The sequence below is a fragment of the Halovivax gelatinilyticus genome (genome assembly GCF_024300625.1).
Lineage (GTDB): Archaea > Halobacteriota > Halobacteria > Halobacteriales > Natrialbaceae > Halovivax > Halovivax gelatinilyticus.
On the sequence record NZ_CP101322.1, the window covers coordinates 3616278 to 3636863 of the forward strand.

Genomic DNA, 20586 nt, shown 5'->3' on the forward strand with positions numbered 1-20586 from the left:
TCCGGAACGCGTGTCAGCGCCAACCTCGGTCGAAATTTCGGAGGAGTACATAAACTCCTGTACATTCCACACGCAATCCTACGCGGCGACCGTCCCGACTATGACCCATGAGGAGGGTATCGATATGAGTACGGACGGCGACGAGACGACCGCTCGCCAGGACGAATCCGTCCCCGGCCACGACGAGGGGCCGGAACCGGACGGCGAGGGTGTGGATCCGGGCATGCCCGATCTCGGCTACACCTGGACCACGGGCGATCTCGACGACGACTGGGAGACCCGCGCCCGACAGAAACTCGAAACCGTCGACTTCGACACCGAACTCGGCGTCGAACTCTCCCGTGATGCGATGGCGCTCGCCCAGGGTGAGCTGAGCCGCGAAACGTTCAACGAGAAACACCACGCCGACGTCCACGAGGAGTTCGGCGTCGACGAACGACCGACGCGGGAGGTCGGAGCCGTCACTTACGAATCGTCGGCGGATGCCCAGCGAGCGTCGACGTCGGAATCAGACGAGCCGCTTCCCGGCGTACCGACGTCCTCGGGCCGCACGTTTCCGTCCCGCCGGGGACTGCTCAAGTCGATGGGCGCCGCGGGGGCCGCCAGCGTAACGGCGGGACTCGCTGGCTGTATGGACGGGTTGGCCGACACGGGCCCGGAGCGAGGTGAAGCTGGCGACGTACAGTTCGGGATGGCGATCGACACCGACCGGTGCATCGCCTGCATGCTCTGTGCGGAGGCCTGCAAGCGCGAGAACGACACGGACGCTGGCACCCACTGGATGCACGTCTTCCGCTACGAGGAAGACGAGTACGGGGAGGTCGAGGAAGGCTACATGCCCCGGCCCTGCCAGCACTGCTCGGAGCCCTCCTGTACCTACGTCTGTCCCACCCAGGCGCGGTTCAAGCGCAACGACGACGGCCTCGTCCTCACCGACTACGACACCTGCATCGGCTGCAAGTACTGCGAGGTCGCCTGCCCGTACGGGGTCAACTCCCTGAGCAAAGACGAGCCGACCGACATCTCGCCGGGGTTCACCGGCTCGGAGACCGACAGACACGGCAACACCGTCGGCGGCACGCCGCCGGAGGGCATCATGGGCAAGTGTACGTTCTGCGTCCACCGCCAGGACGACTCCGCCCAGCGCGGGACCACCGCCTGCGAAGAGGAGTGTCCGGTCGACGCGATCCACTTCGGCGACATGAACGATCCCGACAGTAAGCCCAGACAGTACCTTCGGGAGAACCGCCAGGAGGCCCGGTTCAAACTGCTCGACGAGATCGGCAACGAGCCGAACATCGTCTACCTGGGCGACGAACCCTCGAAAGACGCCGATCCGATCGACGGGCCGTACACCTACGAGGATCTCGGCATGGAGCGACCGGCCGAGGACGGTGCCGATGAAGTGGTCGCCGATGGAACGGACGACTCGAATGCTGGAGGTGAGGGGTCGTGAGCCCCGACATCGACGGCGAGCGCGTACTTCGGCCGCTCCACAACACGACGAAGGGACATTTCGCCCTGCTAGTGGTGTTCGGGCTGGCGGCACTCTGGCTGCTGGTCGCCTGGGTCTACCAGCTCCGCGGCGGAATGATGACGGTAACGAACCTCGGCGACTGGGGGACCGCCGGCGGGGTGCCCTGGGGGCTGTACATCGGCGCGTTCGTCTGGTGGATCGGCATCGCCCACGGCGGGATCGCCATCTCGGCGGCGGTGACCGTCTTCAAGATCGAACGGTTCCGCCCGATCGCGCGCATCGCCGAGGTGTTGACGGTGTTCGCACTCGGGATGGCCGCCGCGAACATCGTCTTCAGCCTGGGCCGTCCCGACCGGATCTTCAACACCATCGTCCAGTGGCCGCTGACGGTCTACCACTCGCCGCTGGCCTGGGACATCGCCGTCATCACGCTCTATCTCGTCCTCTCGCTGACCTACATCACGCTCTCGCTGCGAGACGAGATCTACGCTCTCCGACCGCGACTCCCCTGGTGGCTGGGCCCGATCTACTCGGTGATCTTGCTGGGATACCGCCCGGCCGAGAGCGAGAAGGTCGAGCAGATCACCTGGTGGCTCGCGGTGGCGATCCTCGCACTCGTCCCGCTGCTGTCCGGCGGCGTCGTCCCGTGGCTGTTCGGCCTGATCGCCGCCCAGCCCGGCTGGTTCGGTGCCGCCGCCGGCCCCTCGATGCTCGTCGAGTCGCTGACGAGCGCGATGGCGTTCGTCATCATCGTCGTCGCCGCTTTCCGCTACGCCTACGGCTGGGAGGACATGATCGAGGAGGCGATCCTCGTCGACCTCTCGAAGGTGCTGGCACTGCTGGTGCTCGCGACGATCTGGTTCGTCATCCACGATGTCCTCACGGGCCTCTACCTCGCGCCGGCACACATCGACGTCATCACCGAGACGATGCTGACCCTGCCGTTCTTCTGGCTGGCGATCGGCGGGTTGCTGGTCTCGTTCACCTACCTCGCCGCGACGGTGCTGCGGCCGGATTGGTTCTCCATCCCGGTGCTGGTCGTCGTCTCCGGGGTGGTGGCGATCTCGATCCTGAACAAGAAGGTGATGTTCATCGTCGAGGGACTGATGCACCCGTCGGTGCCGCCGCTGACCAATCTCTACCCCGCGGGCGAGTACTTCCCCAACTGGGTCGAGTGGTCGCTCGTCCTCGGCTCGATCGTGCTGGTGGGACTCGGCTTCGTCATCGTCTCGAAGATTATCCCGATGATCGAACTCGAAGACGCCGGCGAGCTCGTCGACGAGCCTCGATCGTCACGGACTGATGGAGATTCGTCACCCGACGTCGCCGCCGACGGCGGCGTGCTGAGCGGAGGGAAATTAAACGGGTCGGCGGCCGATACCGAAAGACAACCGGTTAACTCAGCGATCTCGGATCCGGTCGATACGACCGGCCGCGGTGTGGCTGAGTCCGACACCGTCGGCCTGGACTCCGATAGCGCCACTACGGAGGAAGACAGATGACCCACGCAATCACCAACATCGGACTGATCGTCATCTTCGGCATCGTCATGATACCGGTATACCTGATGGTTGCCGGCTGGCTGTTCGGCGGGCCGCGTGATTTTCGAACCGTTGGCATCTCCATCGGCTATATGCTCGGATTCACGGTCGTGATCCTCATCGGTCTGGCGATCACGGGGGCGGCGATCACCATCATCGTGAACCTCTGAGCCAGCCCGAGACGACGGCCGCCCGGCCGTTGCCGGCCCAACGGTTCGGCCGACCCACATGAGTTCTCGCCCAGTTTCGGCGCCGTGGGAACTGGCGTCATGATATAAGTGATCACCCGGCATGGATCGCTGTACATGTCCACCCCCCATTCTCCCACCGACCTCAACGACTCCGGCCATCTCCGGGCCCGGTTTCGCATCGAGCCGGATCCGAAAGCCGGCTGCGGCGTCGTCGCCGCCGGAGAGCGCGGCGATCGCGTCACCCAGTCGCTCGGCGCGGGCGGGGAGGACTGCGACTCGCGCTGTCACGCCGAGGTCGACGTCGCGGACGAGGGCGCCCGACTGCTCTCGAGTGACGTCTCCCGGTACTGCATCTGTCCGGTCTTCCAGGGTCACGACTGCGTCGCCTCGGTCGACAGCTTAGAGCGCGGCGAACTCGTGGTGACCGTCTCGGTGGCGAGCCGGGACGAGTTCCGGTCGATCGTCGACTCGCTGCGCGAGCGGGAGGCCAGTGTTCGACTGCTCCGGGTCTCTCGGTCGGTCGACGAGGCCGGCGGCGTCGAACGAGCCCTCGAGATCGAGACGAGCGCCATCACGGACAAACAGCGCGAGGCGGTCCGGATGGCGGTCGAGGCTGGCTACTACGAAACGCCGCGTCGGACGGATCTCGGCGAGCTGGCCGAGCGCCTCGGCATCTCGAAGTCGGCGGTCTCCCAGCGGCTGACGGCCGTCGAAACGAGGCTCGTTGCCGGGCTGGTCGACGCCGACGGCTCACCGGTCACCTCCGATACGAGCTGACGGAGCGGCCGGTGACGAGCTACCGACCACTCACCGCCCGAGACGGTCGAGGACCGCTCCGACGAGTCGCGCCTCCGCGGCACAGAGTCGCTGGGAGACGGCCGACTTCGAGATGCCCAGCGCGGCGGCGAGTTCGTCGAGATTCGTTCCGCGCGGGCGCTCGTAGTAGCCACGATCGTAGGCGAGTTCGAGCGCTTCCCACTGTTTCGGCGTGATCCCGCTGACGTCGATCTCGACGGCCGCCTCGCCGACCGAATCGGTGATCGAGATACCACGCGGTTCGATGGTTGCTTCCACCCCAGAGCTCTGCTCCAGCAGACTCCGTACCGCGTCCGCGTCGGAGACGGTGAAGGTGACCCGCAGCCCCTCGGCGGACTCAAAATCTGTCATTTGTCGCAAAGTGCTTTAACGCGTTCAATGAGCCGGTCGACGGAGCCGTCAGTCCCGCCGCTCAGGGTAGCCACCGTCCCCCGGTCGGGACCGTCGGGGAGGTGGACGACCGTCACGTCCTCGAAGCGGTGAACCGAACGCAGGTGGGTGCCGTACGGCTCATCCGGAAACCGCTCGCTCGTCACCGTTCGAAAGAGGTCGACCGCCGTTGGCTCGACGTCGACGTCCCCCGTCTCGGTCGGATCGCGCACGAGTTCGGGGCCCTCGGGACCGTACCGGACGACCCCTCGCAGCCCCTCTACCGTCTCCGCCGCCTCGCCGTCGGTCATAGCTAGTTATCGGCTCCAGATTGGTATGGCATCGACGCTTCATATTACAGGAGGTGACGCCATCGTCACACAAGTCGGGGTGACTGGATGGCTCATCTCCCCGCCACCACAGGGTGATCAGCTGGTGGCCCGGCGACCCACACGTTCCGGTCGATCGACCACATATACCCCTACACAGTGTAGCGCGAGCCACATCGACTGCGAGCATCTATCATCCAATATGGCCCGATTCAGCTCGGCAGACGGTCCGATGGAGTCGCGTCGCGACATGAGTAAACTCGGTTCAGCGGACGATCCTGCCGCCTGGACGGATCCGCGTCCCGTCAACCGGTTCGAACTGACGTATCTGCCGACGACCACCGAAGCCGAACACGACCGTCGGCTCTTCGAGTGGGTGTTAGAGTGGCTCGAGTGCGAGGCCGTCACCGCCGTCTACGTCGATCACGGCGCCGACGGCGAAGTGACAGTGACGATCGAGACCATCGAGCCTTGCACGCGAGCGGGTACGATCACCGACCACGAGCGGGCCCGCGAGCAACTCTCCGGGTTCGGCGAACTGGTTGAGACTCGGTGTCGTTCGATCGGCGCTCTCGACGAGTAGTCCGTCGCTCGCCGACTCGATCCGGCACAGCCGAATCGGACTTCGCCTACGAAATTGATTCAGCACAGATCGCTATCTCGCGAGAAACTGCGCCCGGATCGACCGATCTCGGGACAGTACGTTTTGGCGTGTCGGAACCCAGCTCGAACGTCGGTCACGATTCGTCGAGGCGTCGTTCGTCATCGTTGATCCGGTGGACGGTTCCGACCGGAACGCACAAGCGGTTCGTACTGGCGCTACGATTTCCCGTTCCGACCGATGTCGTCTACGCATGAACGGGTCGTGTCGGTTCGAGCGAGCGAAGACGTAACATCTCGGGTGATCGAGTAGCGAGCATGACTCCGAGCGAGCCGATCGAACGCATCAGCGCGGACGCGGCGGACGCCATCGCCTCGCTGGGTGACCGTCGACGTCTCGAAATTCTTGTCGCGCTGGCGGCGGCCGAGCGAAGCGAAGGGACGGCCGGCACGTCGCTGTCGTTCTCGACTCTGTACGACGCGACCGACGTGGAAAGCTCCTCGCAGTTCGCCTACCACCTGGATCAGCTGGTTGGTCCGTTCGTTGAGCGGACGCCGGACGGCTACCGACTGACCTACACCGGCGGCCGAATCGCTCGCGCCGTAAGGGCGGGGCTGTACGAACCTGCGACTTCGTTCGACGACGAACCGGTGGGCGGCACCTGCATTCGCTGTGGCTCGGCGAGTCTCGTCGCGACCGTGGCCGACGAGGGGTTTCACATCCACTGTCGAGCCTGTGAGGAGACGCTGCTCTCCGACATCTTCCCGAGGAGCCAGGCCCGCGGGCGTACCGCCGCCGAAATCGTCGAGAGTTTCGGCCATCGAATCTGGGGGTCGCTCGTCCAGCTTCGGGCGGGCGTCTGTCCGGAGTGTGCCGGTCGCGTCGAAACGAGCGTCACGACCACCGAACTGGGAGGGCGCACGCTGTACACGCACGCGAGCACGTGCCCCGAGTGTTGGTTCGGGTTCGCCCTCCCGGTCGAGGCGGTCGCCGTGTTCCACCCCGCGGCGGCGAACCGGCTCTGGATGGCAGGAATCGATCTCTGGGACGTTCCGCTGTGGGAACTCTTCGAGTTCATCGTCTCGGACTCGATCACGACCGACGTCAGTTCCCGCGACCCGCTGGGACTGCGGTTCGAGGTTGCACTCGAGGGCGACCGCCTCGAACTCGAGATGGACGAATCCGGTTCGGTGACGGTCGCGTGAGCGTCGGATCGGAACCGAGAGTCACCCACCGCACGATAGAGGACGCCCGTCACGGCCCATCCGCGGGTGGCGATTCGGTCGACGGCCGCCCGGCCGTCCCACGGCTGAATCAACCCTCTCTGTGACGCCGTCGGGAGCTCCTCAACTCGATTTGAGTTACTCGTCCGACAATATGTAAAGGCAGTAACAATACTTATCGGGCTCGACCGTCATCACCCCCTATGGAAACGGTCACGGCGAAACGCGGTTTCAACGTTCGGGGGCGTCTCTGATGGCCGCCATCGAAATATCCGGGCTCACGAAACGCTTCGGCGACGTCGTCGCCGTCGACGACCTCGACCTGACGGTCGAGGAGGGCGAAATATTCGGGTTTCTGGGACCGAACGGGGCGGGTAAGTCGACGACGATCGACGTGTTACTCGACTTCATTAGACCGACATCGGGCACGGTGACGGTCCTCGGCCACGACGCCCAGAAAGAGGGCGAAGCGGTCAGGGGGCGGACCGGCGTCCTGCCGGACGCCTACCACGTTTACGATCGGCTCACCGGCCGTCAACACGTCGAGTTCGCGATCGAGATGAAAGGCGTCGACGAGGATCCGATGGCGCTGCTCGAACGCGTGCGAATCGCCGACGCGGCCGATCGCAAAGCGGGCGGCTATTCGAAGGGAATGCGCCAGCGACTCGTCCTGGCGATGGCGCTCGTCGGGGAGCCCGATCTACTCGTCCTGGACGAGCCGTCGACCGGCCTCGACCCCAACGGGGCCAGAGAGATTCGCGAGATCATCCGCGAGGAAAACGCTCGCGGAACGACGGTCTTCTTCTCCAGTCACGTGATGGAGCAGGTCGAGGCCGTCTGCGATCGCGTCGCCATCATCGATCGGGGGGCGCTCCTCGCCGTGGACACGATCGACGGTCTCCGCGACGCGTCCGAGACGGGCGAGACGCTGTTCGTCTACCTCACCGAGCTGGACGACGCGATCGTCGCCGAAGTCTCGGAGCTCGACGGCGTCGGCGACGTCGCGATCGACGAGGACCGACTCCGCGTTTCGGTCGACGGCGTCTCGAAGTTCGCCGTCCTGGACGCGATCGACGCGGAAGTCGCGCCGGTACAGGACTTCTCCGTCGTCGAGTCGTCGCTCGAGGATCTGTTCGTCCGCTACACGAACGAGCGCCAGGAGGTCCGGCGATGACCTGGCTGACCGTCGCGAAGAAGGACTTTCGCGACGCGGTCCAGTCGCGGGCCCTGTGGGCGCTCGTCGGCGTCTTCGTGATCGTCTCGATCGGCTCGACGTACGCCTACGTCGAAGTGCCTGAGATGTTCGGCGAGCCCGAGGGCGCGACGTTCGCCGGACTGGTCTTTTTCACCGTTGGCCTGATCGGTCTCTTCGTCCCGCTGGCCGCGATCGTCGTCTGCTACAAGTCGCTCGCGGGAGAGCGGGAACTCGGAAGCATCAAACTCCTGCTGGCGCTTCCGACCACCCGCGCCGACGTGTTCGCCGGAAAGGTACTCGGACGCGCGGGCGTCCTGGCGTTCGGCCTCGGCGTCGGCGTCGTGGTGGGTCTCGGCTTTGGCACCGTACTACTCGGCGAGTTCGACGCCGTTGCCGGTCTCGTTCTCGTCCTCACGACGATCGCGTTCGCGGCCATTTACGCGACGATCGTCGTCAGCATCTCGGCGACGACGGGGTCGACCTCGCGCGCGACGACGCTCGCGCTCGGCTTCTTCGTCGTCTTCGAGTTGCTGTGGGACGTCGTCGTGATGGCCGTCCTCTACGTCGCGGGCGGGTTTTCGCTTCCCTCCCCCGAATCGATGCCCGAGTGGGCGTTCACCCTGATGCAGGTCTCACCGTCGTCCGCGTACTTTTCGACGGTCGTCGCCCTCTTACCGGATCTCGCCGATCTGGTCGACGCCGATCCGTCGGGAGCCGGCGCCGGCGTCGAGGTCACCGCGGCCGACGCTGAACCGTTCTTCCTCTCGCCCGAGGTCGGCGTCGTCGTCCTCGCGTTCTGGCTCGTCGTCCCGTTCGTGGTGGGCTACGCCCGCTTCGATGGCGCAGATCTCTGATCGCCGTCGGTTCGTTCACGTTTCGAATCGCCCGCCGCCGGAGAGGTACCAGCCGAACAGAAGCGGCGTGACGAACAGCGTCACCGGAACGAAGATCCACACCTCGCCCGCGAGAACGTCGTACTGCGCCAGCGTTTCGGTCGCCGGCACGCCGTCGACGTAGCCGACCAGAAACTCGAACCCGACGGTCAGCACGACCCACAACCCGCCGATCGCGAGGAGTTCGACCGCGGTGAACCGCATCGAGGAGTACGAGAAGAACAGATACGTGATCGCCAGGATACTCACGAGCAAGAGCGCGGTGCTCGCGAGATGTGCCGACGATTCGCCGAGGTACGAAACGAGGACGGACTCCCGCAAGACTCCGTTCGCAACGGCAATCACCGCCATTATGGTCCAGGTTACGGCCGATTCGACCACCGCGACCGATCGGATCCCCGGGACGGACGACGACATGTGGTAGCTCTTCGAATCGATACGGGCGCTGAACGGAAAGCGGTTTGGCGGTCGTGTCCGCACGATTCGAAATACCCGCAGACGTCGCCGGCACTCGGGCGCGGCGCCGACGACCGGACGACGATACCCTACGAATCGTCGACGATCCGTCTCGAGGAGTTCGTCACGACGAAGAGGCTGCTCGCACCCATCGCGACGGCGGCGAACAGCGGATTGATCAGCCCGGCCGCCGCCAGCGGGATCGCGACGGCGTTGTACGTAAGCGCCCACGCGACGTTCTCCCGGATGCGACGACGGGTTCCGCGCGCGAGGTCGAAGACGGCCGGAACGTCTCGCAGGTCGTCGCGCGTCACGATCACGTCTGCCGCGTCGGCGGCCTGAGCCGTCGCGCTTCCCATCGCGATGGCGACGTCCGCCGCGCCGAGCGCCGGGGCGTCGTTCGTCCCGTCGCCGACCATCGCGACGGTGCTATCCGCCGAGAGTCGTCGAACCGTCTCGACTTTCCCGTCCGGCGGCACGCCGGCGAAGACGCGATCGACGCCCGAATGCGCTCGGAATCTGGCGGCCGCGCGCTCGTCGTCGCCGGTGAGGACGATCACGTCGCGCTCGGCGAGCGCCGTCACGACGTCGTTCCACTCCGCCCGGTCGGTGTCGCCGACGGTGAGTACACCGCGAGCGCGTCCCTCGTAGCCGACCACCGCGGGGAGCGAACCGGCCGCGCGAGCCCGTTCGATCGACTGCGCGAGGTCGTCCGGGACCGGGCCTACTTCGGCCTCGACGAGCGCGGGCGTCCCCACGACCACGCGCTCGCCGTCGACGACGGCACTGACTCCCTCCCCGGGATGGCGGTGGAAGTCGGCAACGTCGCGACCGGCCTCGGTCGTCGTCTCGGCGGTTTCGAACCGCTCCGAGTCATCGGACGGGTTCGGCTGGACGACGGCGCTCTCGGCCGTTCCGCCGTCGGTCACCGGCTCCGAAGCCGCGTCCTCGCCGCTATCGTCCGGGCGGTCGCCGTCTCGCACCTCGGCGAGGTAGTCCGTAATCGCCGCGGCTGCGGGGTGCTCGGAGTAGCGTTCGACCGCGCCGGCGCGTTCGAGGAGTCGATCGAGCGACTCGTCGGCGGCGGGCTCGACGTCGCGGACGGTCATCTCGCCGGTCGTGAGCGTGCCGGTCTTGTCGAAGACGATCGTGTCCACGTCCGGCGCCGCCTCGAAGAGCGACTCGTTCGCGACGACGATGCCTCGCTTCAATCCGTCTCGGAGGCCCGAGGCGATCGCGAGCGGCGTCGCGAGCCCCATCGCGCACGGACACGAGACGACCAGTACCGTGAGCCCGATGAGCAGCGCCCCCGACCGGGAGTCGCCGATGCCGAGCTGGATCGCCGTCACGACGACGGCGAGCGTCAAGACGAGCGGAACGAAGATCGTCGCGAGGCGATCGACGAACCGCTGTATGCCGGGCGTGGCGCTCTGGACCGACCAGACGAGTTCGGCGATGCGATCGAGCGTGCTCTCCGCGTCCGCGCCGACGGTCACCTCCATCGGCGCGTCGGTGACGACCGATCCCCCGACGACGTCGTCACCCGTCGCCTTCGAGACCGGGAGCGACTCGCCCGTCAGTACCGACTCGTCGACCGCCGCCGATCCCGAGCGGACCGTTCCGTCGATGGGGACGCGCTCGCCCGGACGCACCAGGACGGTGTCGCCCGGTTCGAGGTCCTCGACGGACACCGTCTCCGCGCCGCCGTCTTCCAGTCTCGTCGCCTCGGTCCCTCTCGCGGCCGTGAGCGACGAGAGCGTGGCCGTCGCCGCTCGTCGCCGTTTGCGCTCGACGAACCGGCCGAGGCTCACGACCATGATGACGGCGACCGTGACGTCGTAGTAGAGGTACTCGCCGCCGGTGACGAGCGAGAGCGTGCTGTAGACGTACGCGGAGACGGCCGCCAGCGCGACGAGCAAGTCCATGTTGGGGTGGCCGACCCGAAGGCTGACGTACGCACCCCGGAGGACTGGATACCCGGTGTAGACGAGGATTATCGTCGTCATCACCGCGATGGTGACCATCGGGACGTAGAGGCCGACGGACGTCGTCGCGTCCACGTCGAGAATGCCCGTCTCGATGCCGACGTAGCTCGGATAGAAGTAAAAGAGGTACCACGGTTTGATCAGAAAAGTGAGAAACCCACCGACGAGCAGTCGCGTCGCGAGGTCGTCAGTGTCGGTTTGACCGCGTCGCGTCCGTTCGTCCGCTGCGTCGCGGCGGTGGGCGCTGTAGCCGTATCCCGTCAGCGCGTCTGCGATCGCGTCCGGATCCGTCGTGTCGGGATCGTAGCCGACGCGGGCGGTCTCCGTGGCGTAGTTCACCTCGATCGCCGAGAGGCCGTCGACCCGCTCGGCGAGCAGCGAGACGAACCCTTCGCAGGTTGAACAGTACATTCCTTCGATCGCGAGAAACGCGATTTCGTCCCCCTCAGCGGGTTCGAACGCGGCGTCGTCGGGGGAAGATTCGTCGTCCAGCCGCTCGTGAACGCGTCGTCTGACGTCGCCCGCCTCCACGTCATCGATGTCCGCGAGCGCCTCGTCTACTTCGAGACACCCACGACAGCAGTAGCTCCCGTCGGCGTCCGGTGCCGTGATCGGTGGATCGGGCGTCGGGAGCTCACACAGCGTGCAGGCGGCCATTCGATCTGGTGGTTGGTCCGTCGCGTGGGTATTGCTGGCCCCGAACAGGTTCGCGGTATACCCAACCCCTGGGAATCACGTTCCTCGGTTAAGAGGAACCCGATCGAATACCCGGATATGACGGGCTACCAGGCAACGATCGTCGTCGACGATCCCGGCGGCTGTCCGGTCGCGCTCGCGGCGGACCGAGCCGGAACCACGGTCGATTCTGTCTCGCGATCGTCCAGACGCGACTCGTCGACCGTCGTCGAGGAGTTCACGATCGAAGACCCCGAGGGCGACCTCGTGGGACCGATCGAGGATTCGACAACCGACCGCGAGCCGACCGAGGATTCGACGACAGAGTGCGCCCCGATCGAACCGGCGGTGAACGGATCGTCGACCGCGCCCATCGAGTCGAACGGTGTCGGTACCGCGGCGGGGAGCGTTTCCGCGAACGCCGGCGACGTCGAAGCGAACGGACCGGTACTCTCATCGGCGAGTGTCGACGATACTGATTCCGAACCGATCTCGCTCACGCCGGTCGCGGGCGCCGGCTCCGATCGAACGTACCGGTTCACCCGGGACTGGACGAACGACTGCGTCTGCGAGGTCGTCGAGGGCGAGGGGAATCCGGTCAGCTCGCTCCGTGCGGTCGAAGGGGCGCTCCACGTCCGGGTGACCGGCCCCGACCTCGAGACGCTTTCGGCGACCGTGACGGCGTTGAAATCGAGTTTCGAGGGCGTCAAGCTCAACGAACTCACCCAGAGCACCGCCTCCGAAGACAGCGATCTCGTGCTCATCGACCGAGCCAGGTTGACCGACCGACAGCGAGAGGTGCTCGAAACGGCTCACGACCTCGGCTACTTCGAGTACCCGAAGGGAGCGAACGCCGGCGAAGTGGCCGACGAACTCGACATCAGCGGCTCGACGTTCGCCGAGCACCTGGGCGCGGCACAGTCGAAGCTGCTAGACGCGATATTGGAGGAGTAGACGGTCGAATTCGACGATATAGGCGACCGGCGCCGACGGTGATTTGACTCGATCGACCGTAACAGGAGATAGTAGCACGGTTTTGTTAATCAAATAGGCGTGTGAAACTGGTGATGCGTACAGGTCAAGTAGAAAACGGAGAGACGACCAATACGTCTGAAAAATGTCAATAACTGGCTGCTGAATATTTGCACATTTTTCTTGTTTGGTTCTTCTGCTCGCCTGGAATTATTAGAATACAACCTGGGCCAACTATGTAGCCTGCTGTATAAGCGGCCACCATGCAACACGCCTCAAATCTCTGTCGTGATGCCAGGAAAGTAGCTGGCATTAGAGGCGGTCGAAATGACCCTCAAAGAGGAGGCGACGTTTTCGACGACATTTGGTCTTCACTATGGCCGACAGTATCGTATATAGTGACAACGGAGCGATAGTAAAATGAGCACAAGACTGCGAGGACTTGCCCAGTCACACCAGGTGGCACTTTTTCTCCTATTGACACTCGGATTTTCGTGGAGTGTATACGGGATAGAACTCACTTCTGACATCAGTTTGCCGCCGATAGCTGTGTACGGCCCGGTAATCGCCGCTGCGATCGTGACCTGGATAACCGGCGGGAATGTACGACGATGGGCAAGACAACTATTCATTTGGCAGACTGGCGGCCGCTGGTATCTGATCGTACTGGTCGGATTTCCCATCGTCTTCGTCGGCGGATCAACGGCCATGTACGTCGCTATGACGGGCGACACCACCGGACTTGCTCCAGGAATCCTCCCGGAGCGAATGTGGATCGTGCTGTTTTTCCTTGCATATCAGATATTGACTGCGGGTCTCGGGGAGGAACTCGGCTGGCGTGGATTTGCCCTCCCCCGGCTTCAAGACCGGTACAACGCGTTGTTAGCCAGCCTCATCATCGGCGTTTTCTGGGCTCTCTGGCACTTTCCGCTCTTTTTTCAGCCCGACTCCTTTCAAGCGCAGATGGGACCGACCATCTATCTGATAGACGGATTGACACTATCGATCCTGTTCACCTGGGTCTACAACAGCACCGGTGGAAGCGTGCTGATGGCGGCGCTGTTACACGGCGTCTATAACACGACATTGGTGCTCTACCCGTACGAGGGAGAACTCGACATTGCCGAATTTCCGTACCTCCTCGGAGTGTCGAGAACCGTCCTGCTGCTGCTTATCGCAGTGCTCATCGTGGCCGTCTATGGCCGAAACCTGTCGACCAGAGAACCAATCCCCGGCAGGGAGCACGCGGGGGGCGTTCTGGAAAAACAGTCCAATACCACCGAGACAGAGTAACCGATGCGCATCACTGAACGACTCGCTACAATCGCACCGAACCCGACGAATCCCTACTTTTTCGTCGTCATCCATCTCGGCTGGGCGTGGTTCTTCTGGGGATTCATCGTCCTGTCCAGGCAGAGCGTCTGGACATTTCCGAATGTCTGTTATTCTATATTGGTGGACTCAGTCCAACAGTTGGTGGTCTCGTCCTGACTCACCGGGTAGAGGGTGGTCAGGACTGCGGGATCTCTGGGACCGGACCGTCAATTCGCGTCGCATCAGCCCCAGGTGGTACCTGATCTGTATTTTTCTCCAGCCCGCGATCGCGGTAGTAGCAGCTGGTCTCGCACTTCTCGCCGGTGCATCGGAGCAACCGTTGAATCCTTCGATAGCCGTCGAATCATTGGGACTGCTCCTGACATTCACGCTCCTTGCTGGGGTAGTCGAAGAGATCGGATTGTCCGGCTACTTCGTCCATCGACTGCTTGCGTTCCGGGGCGTCGTCGCAGTTGACGTGATTACTGGAGTTGTATGGGCAATCTGGCACGTTCCGCTGTGGCTGATGGAGGACTACTACGGCGTGGCCACGATCAATCCGGATCCGTTCTACTTCTTTGGCGGAATGGTGTTTGTGCAGATCATCTACGCGTGGATCTACCACAACACAGCCAAAAGCGTTCTCGCAGCGATCAGCTTTCACACGAGTGTGAACGCGACCGGAGAATCTCTTGGACCCGCTGACGTGGTAGAACGGTACGTGTTCTATCTCACAATCGTCCTCTGCCTGCTGATACTGGTAGACGAACAGTGGGTCACACTAGCGGATGTCTGGGATACACTCAGTTACAAGGGGTAGAATCCGTAATTATCTATCGAGAGCGAGCAATTCATCGGCATCGCGCAATTCTGGTTCAATAGAAACGCTGGATAAGTTGCCCGATCGGCCACGAAAGTACCCACAAGAGCCATGTCGCATCGACGTGCACGAACGCGAGAGGGAGGCTGGCGACGATGACGATCGCGTCCGCGCTCTGTCGGAGAAACTCCCGCCGAACCGTCACGTCTTCCCTGAGCAGACTACGCAACCACGTGTACACTATCATTGCGTCTCTGACAACGAGGAGTATCGTCATCGTTACACCGAACATGACCCACGCCCACGGATTTTCGGGAAACTGTCCAACCGCTTCGCTTACAAACGGAATGAGAATGATCGGGACGAGATACAAGAAGTTCATCTTGACGAGAGTAGTATCGATGCCTCGAAAGTTTCGGGGCAACTTGTGATGCTCCCACCGGTAGAGGGCGACGACGAAGATAGAAATCGCAAACGCAATCGTCACTGGCACCAGATTCGGAAGTGCCTGCCCGTGCGATTCCTCACCACCGCCAGTGTTGAGAACGAAATCGTCCCGAGGAGCGTACACGAAAAGCCAAACACGGCGATACTGAACCACTCGACGCTTGAGAACAGATCAGTCTCGACTGGATATAGATCGGCTGGAAAGTCCTGCTCGTCAGTTTTGGTGATATCGTTGTTGGTCATGTGTTCTCAACCAACCTATACATTCTTTCTACAATCTGTCTGACCAATCCAGCCATCAGACAGCGAACAATGGGCGCAGACACTGAAAGCGTAGGCCGATCGCAAGTTCTGGAAGGGCCTTGCGAAACCGACTATTTCGTGCTCCATTCGCGCCCTGCGTCAGCCCGATCCCCAGAATGTATCATTTCCTGCGGATTACAATAACGCCGGTGATTCAAATTCCTCGCCGTGTGCACGCCCAGCGACCCCTCACAAGTCAGTCCCGAATTTCGAGATCGGCAAAAACGGCGATCCCTGTGACAACAAGGTCAGGCCCGTCGTCCGCTGCTCGTTTGTCCGAGCTTACAGAACGGCGGTCGATAGAGTCCGCGAGGATGTTAAGAACCTCCAGTCGAACATCCCATTCCTGTGGAACTCGGATCTCGGTATCACCAAACACTGTGACAGATTCGACGATCGCCGGTGTTGACTGGACGCTCCCATCACGGAGGTCAAGACGAGCGTCACCGAACACAGAAACAAGCTCTGCTCCGGTAAAGTGGTCGGATGTCACCCGGCGCTCGTCCGTGCCGAAGACACCGATTGCGCGTATCTCGTCGGCACTGTAGTCTCCAGTAAGCCGCAACCGCTGCCGCCCTCGTGACCGGTTCACGACGATGAGGACACCGAGGAGGACGATAAACAGTGGCCACCACGTTCCGATGGCGTCGTCAGAAATCAACCCGAGGTTCCGTACGAAAAACGCCCCAGCGATAGCGATCACCATGACGGGGCCGACGAGATTTCGGAACTCACTGCGAACGAGCGCCCAGATACCCAGCAGGACGAACAACAACGGAACCCACTCCCAGAGCGCCCGCATCTCGAGAACACCAGTCGTGGCGAGCAATAGAAAAACACCGATGAGAATGACGATGCCGCCAGTGGTGAGGCGTTCCCAGAGATTTTGTGTCATTAGTGAACGTTTTCTACAGAACCAGTGATAAAACAATGGCAGATCGTTCCACGGGTAAATCACCTCATAAGTGTCTCATCGAATATCCGCAGGTATCGAAGTAAATAGCAGTATTCACACAACGCCGCCACGATGAAAGGAACCGCCACGAGCACCAGGTTTGGAAACTCCTACGAGAACGATTCTCTCGTGTTACATTCGCAGATCTACTGAACGAAGATTCTCAATCGGCGTCGACCGACGAACCGTCACCGTCCCACGGCATCGGCCCGTCGTAACCCGCTGGCACGTACGAACAGAGCGGATCGCTCGCGAGCGGGTCGCCGGCCGTCGCGTACGCCCGCGACCGGCTTCCGCCGCAGAGCGCCCGAAACTCGCACGCGCCGCACTTGCCGGTGAGCCGGTCGCGATCGCGCAACGATCGGAACAACTCGCTCTCGCGATACACTTCCGTCACCGGCGTCTCTCGGACGTTGCCCGCCGACAGCGGAAGGAATCCCGACGGGTAGACGTCTCCCGTGTGACTCACGAAGCAAAAGCCGTCGCCGGCGACGATACCGCCACGACGAGCGGGCGGACCGGACGACGAGTCCTCACCGCTCGATCGACGTTCCACCGCCTCGGCCGCCGCTCGCTGGGCGACCACGCGACGGTACATCGGCGCCTCGGTCGTCTTCAACGCGAACGACGCCTCCCGACGGACGTCGTATAGCCACTCCATCACCGACTCGGCTCGCTCCGGCGAGATCGGATCGAGGATGCGACCCCGTCCGACCGGGACGAGAAAGAACACGCTCCACATGACCACGCCGAGTTCTTCGAGCAGGTTCCGGATCGCCGGGAGGTCGGCGACCGTCTGGGCGCAGACCGTCGTGTTGACCTGAATCGGGATTCCAGCGGCTCGGGCGTCGTTAGCGGCCCGAATCGTCTCCGTGAAACTCCCCGGTTCGCCGCGAAACGAATCGTGGCGTTCGGGCGTCGCCCCGTCGAGGCTCACCGCCATGCGACGAATTCCCGCGTCGGCCAGCCCCTCGATGCGCTCTCCGGTGAGCGATCGCGTGCCGCTCGGCGTGATCGTCATCCGCAGGCCGAGATCGGCCCCGTATTCGACGAGTTCCTCGACGTCGTCGCGAACGAGGGGGTCGCCGCCCGAGAGGACGACGAGCTGGCCGTCGCCGAAGTCGGCCGCCGACTCTAAGAGTCGCTTTCCCTCCGGCGTCGAGAGTTCGTCGGGGTGGCGACCGGGGACGGCCTCCGCGCGACAGTGCTCACAGGCCAGGTGACACGCCTGAGTAAGTTCCCAGATAAGCACGAGCGGCCGATCGGCCGTGTCGACGCGTCGCGGTTGCATGTGACCGGTCGTTTCCCACAGAGACGCCTAAACCCGCCTCTCGTTCCCAGTACGTTAGAATCAGCCCGCACTGATTCGGCCCAACGGCTACGTCTCTACCCTAGAAATGACACCCATGGAAAACGCCCAACAGACGCATTCGACGGTCTCGACGCCGCCGTCGAGTCGAGAGACGATGGCTCCGCAGTGGGAGGTCTTCGTTCGCGGCGAGCGGACCGAGTCGCTTCGCCACGTCGGCAGCGTCTCCGCCGTCGACGCGACGGACGCCCGCCAACACGCGACGCGACTGTTCGGCTGGGACGCGATCGACCTCTGGTGCTGTCCAGCCGCGTCGGTCGAACGGCTCACCTCGAGAGCTGGCGAGTACGACCTGGTCGGCGAGACCGAGGCCGACCCGCAGACGGAGGACGCCGGCCGATGATCTCGATCAGTAAGTTGCTCTGTAACGGTACGGCCGAGGGCGACGGATTGCGCTACGACGCCGCCGACGAGTCGACGAAACCGCAGATCACGCGGCGAAAACAGCGCCGACCGGTGGTCGTCTGGAACGCGACGCGTCAGTGTAACCTCTCGTGCATCCACTGCTACGCGGGCGCCGATCTCGATCCGGCACCGGGCGAGTTCTCGACGGTCGAAGCGAAGCGATTTCTCGATCAGCTGGCCGACTTCGACGTTCCGGTCGTCCTCTTCTCCGGCGGCGAACCCCTCGTCCGGAGCGATCTCGAGGAGCTGATCGCCTACGCGGCGGACATCGGCGTGCGACCCGTCCTCTCGACGAACGGCACGCTCATCACGCCCGAGCGGGCGGCCGATCTCCGCGACGCCGGGCTGGCGTACGCCGGCATCTCCGTCGACGGACTCCCGGAGCGAAACGATCGCTTCCGCGGCGAGGAGGGCGCGTTCGACGCCGCCGTTCGCGGCATCGAAGCCTGTCTCGACGCCGGCCTGAAAACCGGGCTGCGCTACACCATCACCGCCGCGAACGCGCCGGATCTCGAGGGCGTCGTCGACCTCCTCGTCGACGTCGGACTCGATCGATTTTGCTTCTACCACTTAGACTACGGCGGCCGCGGTGCCGAGATCGTCGATCAGGACCTCGCGCCGGCCGAAAAACGCGAGGCGGTTCGTCGACTCTGCGAGATGACGATCGAGTACCACGACCGCGGCGAGGAGATCGAGACGCTGCTTGTCGGCAACTACGCCGACGCCGGCTTTCTCGTCGAGTATGCCCGCGAGCAGTTCGGACGCGATCGAGCGGAAGCCGTCTACGACTACCTCGAACGCAACGGCGGCGACCCGACGGGCGAACGCATCGCCGACGTCGACTACGCCGGCAACGTCCACCCGACGCAGTTCTGGCAGGGCTACAGCCTCGGCAACGTCCGCGACCGCCCGTTCGGCGAGATCTGGAGCGACGAGTCGAATCCGCTGCTCTCGGCGTTACGATCCCGCGAGGAGCATCTGACGGGAAAATGCGCAGACTGTCGCTACCAGTCGATCTGTCGCGGCGCGTCCCGGCTACGCGCGTTGACGGTCGAAGACGACCTGTTCGCGCCCGACCCGCAGTGTTATCTCACCGACACGGAGATCAGAGCCGGTTCGGTCGCGCCAGGTGGAACGGCCGACTGAGTCGGCTCGGTTCGGACACTACGTCTGCGTAGTGACCGCCATCGGTTCTATCAGAAAGGTTTGATAAACAGGATGGCATGCTGCATACAGGGCGCGAAGGTTTCATGCACAGGACCATTCGCAGCGATCACCACCTATACGATTTTTGTGTGCCAGCACATACCAAGACCATGGATGGGACACCCGACGACATCGAATTTCTCGTCGCGTCGGACCACCGGGTCGCCGTGCTAGACACGCTGGCCTCGGGTCCGAATGACCGCGACGCATTGCGATCCGCGACGGGGGCTTCGTCGCCAACCATGAGCCGAATTCTCACCGACTTCGAGAATCGCAATTGGGTCGAACGGGAGGACCGGAGGTACCAGCTGACCGGTCTGGGCGAGTTCGTTGCCGATCGACTAAGGGAGTTTGTGGACGCGATGTCGATTGAGTACCAACTTCGTGACGTCTGGCGGTGGTTACCTCATGAATTAGATGGGTTCAGCGTCGATCTGTTTACGGATGTAACGGTCACTCGCCCGACTGCCGGACACCCCGATACATCCACTACACGCCGTATCGAGTTGATCACGGAGACATCTACGTGGCGCGGTGTTGGCGTGGCAATGTTGGGGTTACGGACGCTAGAGACCTCGTTCGATCGGTTCCTCGACCAGCATGATGAGTTCCACTGTGAGTACATCTACCCGCCCGAAGTGTTCGATGAACTCCTATCGTGGGGAGACACGGAAACGATCATGAAGGCAGCCGACAGCGACAGCTACACCGTCTTGTTGCACGAGAACCTGCCGATGGAAGATCGGTACGAAATCTCTCTCTTCGACGATTGCGTGACCATCTGTTGTTACGATCACGAGAAGGGAGGATTACAGGCGCTCATCGAGACGACCAGTAGCGACATGCGAGCGTGGGCGGAGTCGTACTACGATCAGTTCCGTGCAGAAGCGCAGCCGCTCAGGGACGCATACGAACGCGGTTCACTGCAGTCGCTCGAATAGGCAGAATCACCGTGGGCTGCCCGATCGGTTTTTCACGCGGTGAAAGATTTTGCACGACGAATATCTTTCAGCAGGAATCTATAACGATCTTGCGGTCGGACCG

At 63.2% G+C, this 20586-nt stretch carries 21 protein-coding genes; 14 read left to right on the forward strand and 7 right to left on the reverse strand.

Features of this window, described 5'->3' with window-relative positions:
- Nucleotides 1-124: 124 nt before the first annotated feature.
- The 4 genes from NKH31_RS17330 to NKH31_RS17755 all read left to right on the forward strand — a co-directional run bounded on the left by NKH31_RS17330 (nt 125) and on the right by NKH31_RS17755 (nt 3986).
- On the forward strand, nt 125-1456 hold the full coding sequence (locus NKH31_RS17330; RefSeq protein ID WP_254863042.1) for a 4Fe-4S ferredoxin N-terminal domain-containing protein: 1332 nt from the start codon (nt 125-127) through the stop codon (nt 1454-1456).
- Nucleotides 1453-2979, forward strand: a complete 1527-nt coding sequence (gene nrfD / locus NKH31_RS17335) for an NrfD/PsrC family molybdoenzyme membrane anchor subunit (RefSeq protein WP_254863043.1) — start codon at nt 1453-1455, stop codon at nt 2977-2979. The genes NKH31_RS17330 and nrfD overlap by 4 nt, the downstream gene beginning before the upstream one ends.
- A complete protein-coding gene (locus NKH31_RS17340; protein ID WP_254863044.1) occupies nt 2976-3188 on the forward strand; it encodes a hypothetical protein in 213 nt (70 codons plus the stop codon). Before nrfD ends, NKH31_RS17340 begins: the two co-directional genes overlap by 4 nt.
- Before the next feature lie 135 nt (nt 3189-3323).
- Entirely contained in the window at nt 3324-3986 is a 663-nt protein-coding gene (locus tag NKH31_RS17755) for a helix-turn-helix domain-containing protein (RefSeq protein ID WP_305038422.1), read from the forward strand.
- 30 nt (nt 3987-4016) lie between these two features.
- On the opposite strand, the gene NKH31_RS17350 is transcribed toward NKH31_RS17755, so the two are convergent.
- Together NKH31_RS17350 and NKH31_RS17355 are read right to left on the reverse strand one after the other, a co-directional pair.
- Nucleotides 4017-4376 (reverse strand): helix-turn-helix domain-containing protein, encoded by a 360-nt coding sequence (locus tag NKH31_RS17350; protein ID WP_254863045.1) that lies wholly within the window; start codon nt 4374-4376, stop codon nt 4017-4019.
- Entirely contained in the window at nt 4373-4705 is a 333-nt protein-coding gene (locus NKH31_RS17355) for a DUF7522 family protein (RefSeq protein ID WP_254863046.1), read from the reverse strand. Before NKH31_RS17355 ends, NKH31_RS17350 begins: the two co-directional genes overlap by 4 nt.
- Nucleotides 4706-4955: 250 nt before the next feature.
- Between NKH31_RS17355 and NKH31_RS17360 the strand changes: the two genes are divergently transcribed.
- The 4 genes from NKH31_RS17360 to NKH31_RS17375 all read left to right on the forward strand — a co-directional run bounded on the left by NKH31_RS17360 (nt 4956) and on the right by NKH31_RS17375 (nt 8596).
- The gene (locus tag NKH31_RS17360) at nt 4956-5306 is read left to right on the forward strand and encodes a hypothetical protein (protein ID WP_254863047.1); all 351 of its coding nucleotides are present in this window, start codon (nt 4956-4958) and stop codon (nt 5304-5306) included.
- A gap of 335 nt (nt 5307-5641) precedes the next feature.
- On the forward strand, nt 5642-6529 hold the full coding sequence (locus tag NKH31_RS17365) for a DUF7351 domain-containing protein (RefSeq protein WP_254863048.1): 888 nt from the start codon (nt 5642-5644) through the stop codon (nt 6527-6529).
- 271 nt (nt 6530-6800) lie between these two features.
- A complete protein-coding gene (locus NKH31_RS17370; protein ID WP_254863049.1) occupies nt 6801-7721 on the forward strand; it encodes an ABC transporter ATP-binding protein in 921 nt (306 codons plus the stop codon).
- Nucleotides 7718-8596, forward strand: a complete 879-nt coding sequence (locus NKH31_RS17375; RefSeq protein WP_254863050.1) for an ABC transporter permease — start codon at nt 7718-7720, stop codon at nt 8594-8596. Before NKH31_RS17370 ends, NKH31_RS17375 begins: the two co-directional genes overlap by 4 nt.
- Nucleotides 8597-8611: 15 nt before the next feature.
- On the opposite strand, the gene NKH31_RS17380 is transcribed toward NKH31_RS17375, so the two are convergent.
- Together NKH31_RS17380 and NKH31_RS17385 are read right to left on the reverse strand one after the other, a co-directional pair.
- Nucleotides 8612-9052, reverse strand: a complete 441-nt coding sequence (locus NKH31_RS17380; protein ID WP_254863051.1) for a hypothetical protein — start codon at nt 9050-9052, stop codon at nt 8612-8614.
- 128 nt (nt 9053-9180) lie between these two features.
- Nucleotides 9181-11733, reverse strand: coding sequence for a heavy metal translocating P-type ATPase (locus NKH31_RS17385; protein WP_254863052.1), 2553 nt, complete (start codon nt 11731-11733; stop codon nt 9181-9183).
- Between the two features lie 117 nt (nt 11734-11850).
- Between NKH31_RS17385 and NKH31_RS17390 the strand changes: the two genes are divergently transcribed.
- The 3 genes from NKH31_RS17390 to NKH31_RS17400 all read left to right on the forward strand — a co-directional run bounded on the left by NKH31_RS17390 (nt 11851) and on the right by NKH31_RS17400 (nt 14857).
- On the forward strand, nt 11851-12705 hold the full coding sequence (locus NKH31_RS17390) for a helix-turn-helix domain-containing protein (protein ID WP_254863053.1): 855 nt from the start codon (nt 11851-11853) through the stop codon (nt 12703-12705).
- Between the two features lie 438 nt (nt 12706-13143).
- Nucleotides 13144-14016: a type II CAAX endopeptidase family protein gene (locus NKH31_RS17395; protein ID WP_254863054.1), complete on the forward strand. Its 873-nt coding sequence runs from the start codon at nt 13144-13146 to the stop codon at nt 14014-14016.
- A 388-nt stretch (nt 14017-14404) separates the two neighbouring features.
- Nucleotides 14405-14857 (forward strand): CPBP family intramembrane glutamic endopeptidase, encoded by a 453-nt coding sequence (locus tag NKH31_RS17400; protein WP_254863055.1) that lies wholly within the window; start codon nt 14405-14407, stop codon nt 14855-14857.
- A 55-nt stretch (nt 14858-14912) separates the two neighbouring features.
- Here the strand turns inward: NKH31_RS17400 and NKH31_RS17405 are convergent, their stop codons facing one another.
- The 3 genes from NKH31_RS17405 to NKH31_RS17415 form a co-directional block, all read right to left on the reverse strand.
- Nucleotides 14913-15428, reverse strand: coding sequence for a TMEM175 family protein (locus tag NKH31_RS17405; protein WP_254863056.1), 516 nt, complete (start codon nt 15426-15428; stop codon nt 14913-14915).
- A 375-nt stretch (nt 15429-15803) separates the two neighbouring features.
- Nucleotides 15804-16502 (reverse strand): LiaF transmembrane domain-containing protein, encoded by a 699-nt coding sequence (locus NKH31_RS17410; protein WP_254863057.1) that lies wholly within the window; start codon nt 16500-16502, stop codon nt 15804-15806.
- A 223-nt stretch (nt 16503-16725) separates the two neighbouring features.
- Nucleotides 16726-17853, reverse strand: coding sequence for a TIGR04053 family radical SAM/SPASM domain-containing protein (locus NKH31_RS17415; protein ID WP_254863058.1), 1128 nt, complete (start codon nt 17851-17853; stop codon nt 16726-16728).
- A gap of 115 nt (nt 17854-17968) precedes the next feature.
- On the opposite strand from NKH31_RS17415, the gene NKH31_RS17420 reads away from it, so the two are divergent.
- The 3 genes from NKH31_RS17420 (at nt 17969) to NKH31_RS17430 (ending at nt 20483) form a co-directional block, all read left to right on the forward strand.
- On the forward strand, nt 17969-18274 hold the full coding sequence (locus tag NKH31_RS17420) for an Htur_1727 family rSAM-partnered candidate RiPP (protein WP_254863059.1): 306 nt from the start codon (nt 17969-17971) through the stop codon (nt 18272-18274).
- A complete protein-coding gene (locus NKH31_RS17425) occupies nt 18271-19482 on the forward strand; it encodes a TIGR04347 family pseudo-SAM/SPASM protein (protein WP_254863060.1) in 1212 nt (403 codons plus the stop codon). Before NKH31_RS17420 ends, NKH31_RS17425 begins: the two co-directional genes overlap by 4 nt.
- Nucleotides 19483-19652: 170 nt before the next feature.
- On the forward strand, nt 19653-20483 hold the full coding sequence (locus NKH31_RS17430; protein ID WP_254864837.1) for a helix-turn-helix transcriptional regulator: 831 nt from the start codon (nt 19653-19655) through the stop codon (nt 20481-20483).
- The last annotated feature ends 103 nt before the right edge of the window (nt 20484-20586 follow it).

Coding starts and splice junctions, on each gene's coding strand:
- NKH31_RS17340 (WP_254863044.1), top strand. CDS start 2,976: ATGACCCACGCAATCACCAACATCGGACTGATCGTCATCTTCGGCATC.
- NKH31_RS17395 (WP_254863054.1), top strand. CDS start 13,144: ATGAGCACAAGACTGCGAGGACTTGCCCAGTCACACCAGGTGGCACTT.
- NKH31_RS17330 (WP_254863042.1), top strand. CDS start 125: ATGAGTACGGACGGCGACGAGACGACCGCTCGCCAGGACGAATCCGTC.
- NKH31_RS17410 (WP_254863057.1), bottom strand. CDS start 16,502: ATGACACAAAATCTCTGGGAACGCCTCACCACTGGCGGCATCGTCATT.
- NKH31_RS17350 (WP_254863045.1), bottom strand. CDS start 4,376: ATGACAGATTTTGAGTCCGCCGAGGGGCTGCGGGTCACCTTCACCGTC.
- NKH31_RS17360 (WP_254863047.1), top strand. CDS start 4,956: ATGGAGTCGCGTCGCGACATGAGTAAACTCGGTTCAGCGGACGATCCT.
- NKH31_RS17355 (WP_254863046.1), bottom strand. CDS start 4,705: ATGACCGACGGCGAGGCGGCGGAGACGGTAGAGGGGCTGCGAGGGGTC.
- NKH31_RS17415 (WP_254863058.1), bottom strand. CDS start 17,853: ATGCAACCGCGACGCGTCGACACGGCCGATCGGCCGCTCGTGCTTATC.
- NKH31_RS17425 (WP_254863060.1), top strand. CDS start 18,271: ATGATCTCGATCAGTAAGTTGCTCTGTAACGGTACGGCCGAGGGCGAC.
- NKH31_RS17370 (WP_254863049.1), top strand. CDS start 6,801: ATGGCCGCCATCGAAATATCCGGGCTCACGAAACGCTTCGGCGACGTC.
- NKH31_RS17390 (WP_254863053.1), top strand. CDS start 11,851: ATGACGGGCTACCAGGCAACGATCGTCGTCGACGATCCCGGCGGCTGT.
- NKH31_RS17430 (WP_254864837.1), top strand. CDS start 19,653: ATGGATGGGACACCCGACGACATCGAATTTCTCGTCGCGTCGGACCAC.
- NKH31_RS17380 (WP_254863051.1), bottom strand. CDS start 9,052: ATGTCGTCGTCCGTCCCGGGGATCCGATCGGTCGCGGTGGTCGAATCG.
- NKH31_RS17755 (WP_305038422.1), top strand. CDS start 3,324: ATGTCCACCCCCCATTCTCCCACCGACCTCAACGACTCCGGCCATCTC.
- NKH31_RS17365 (WP_254863048.1), top strand. CDS start 5,642: ATGACTCCGAGCGAGCCGATCGAACGCATCAGCGCGGACGCGGCGGAC.
- NKH31_RS17385 (WP_254863052.1), bottom strand. CDS start 11,733: ATGGCCGCCTGCACGCTGTGTGAGCTCCCGACGCCCGATCCACCGATC.
- NKH31_RS17420 (WP_254863059.1), top strand. CDS start 17,969: ATGGAAAACGCCCAACAGACGCATTCGACGGTCTCGACGCCGCCGTCG.
- NKH31_RS17375 (WP_254863050.1), top strand. CDS start 7,718: ATGACCTGGCTGACCGTCGCGAAGAAGGACTTTCGCGACGCGGTCCAG.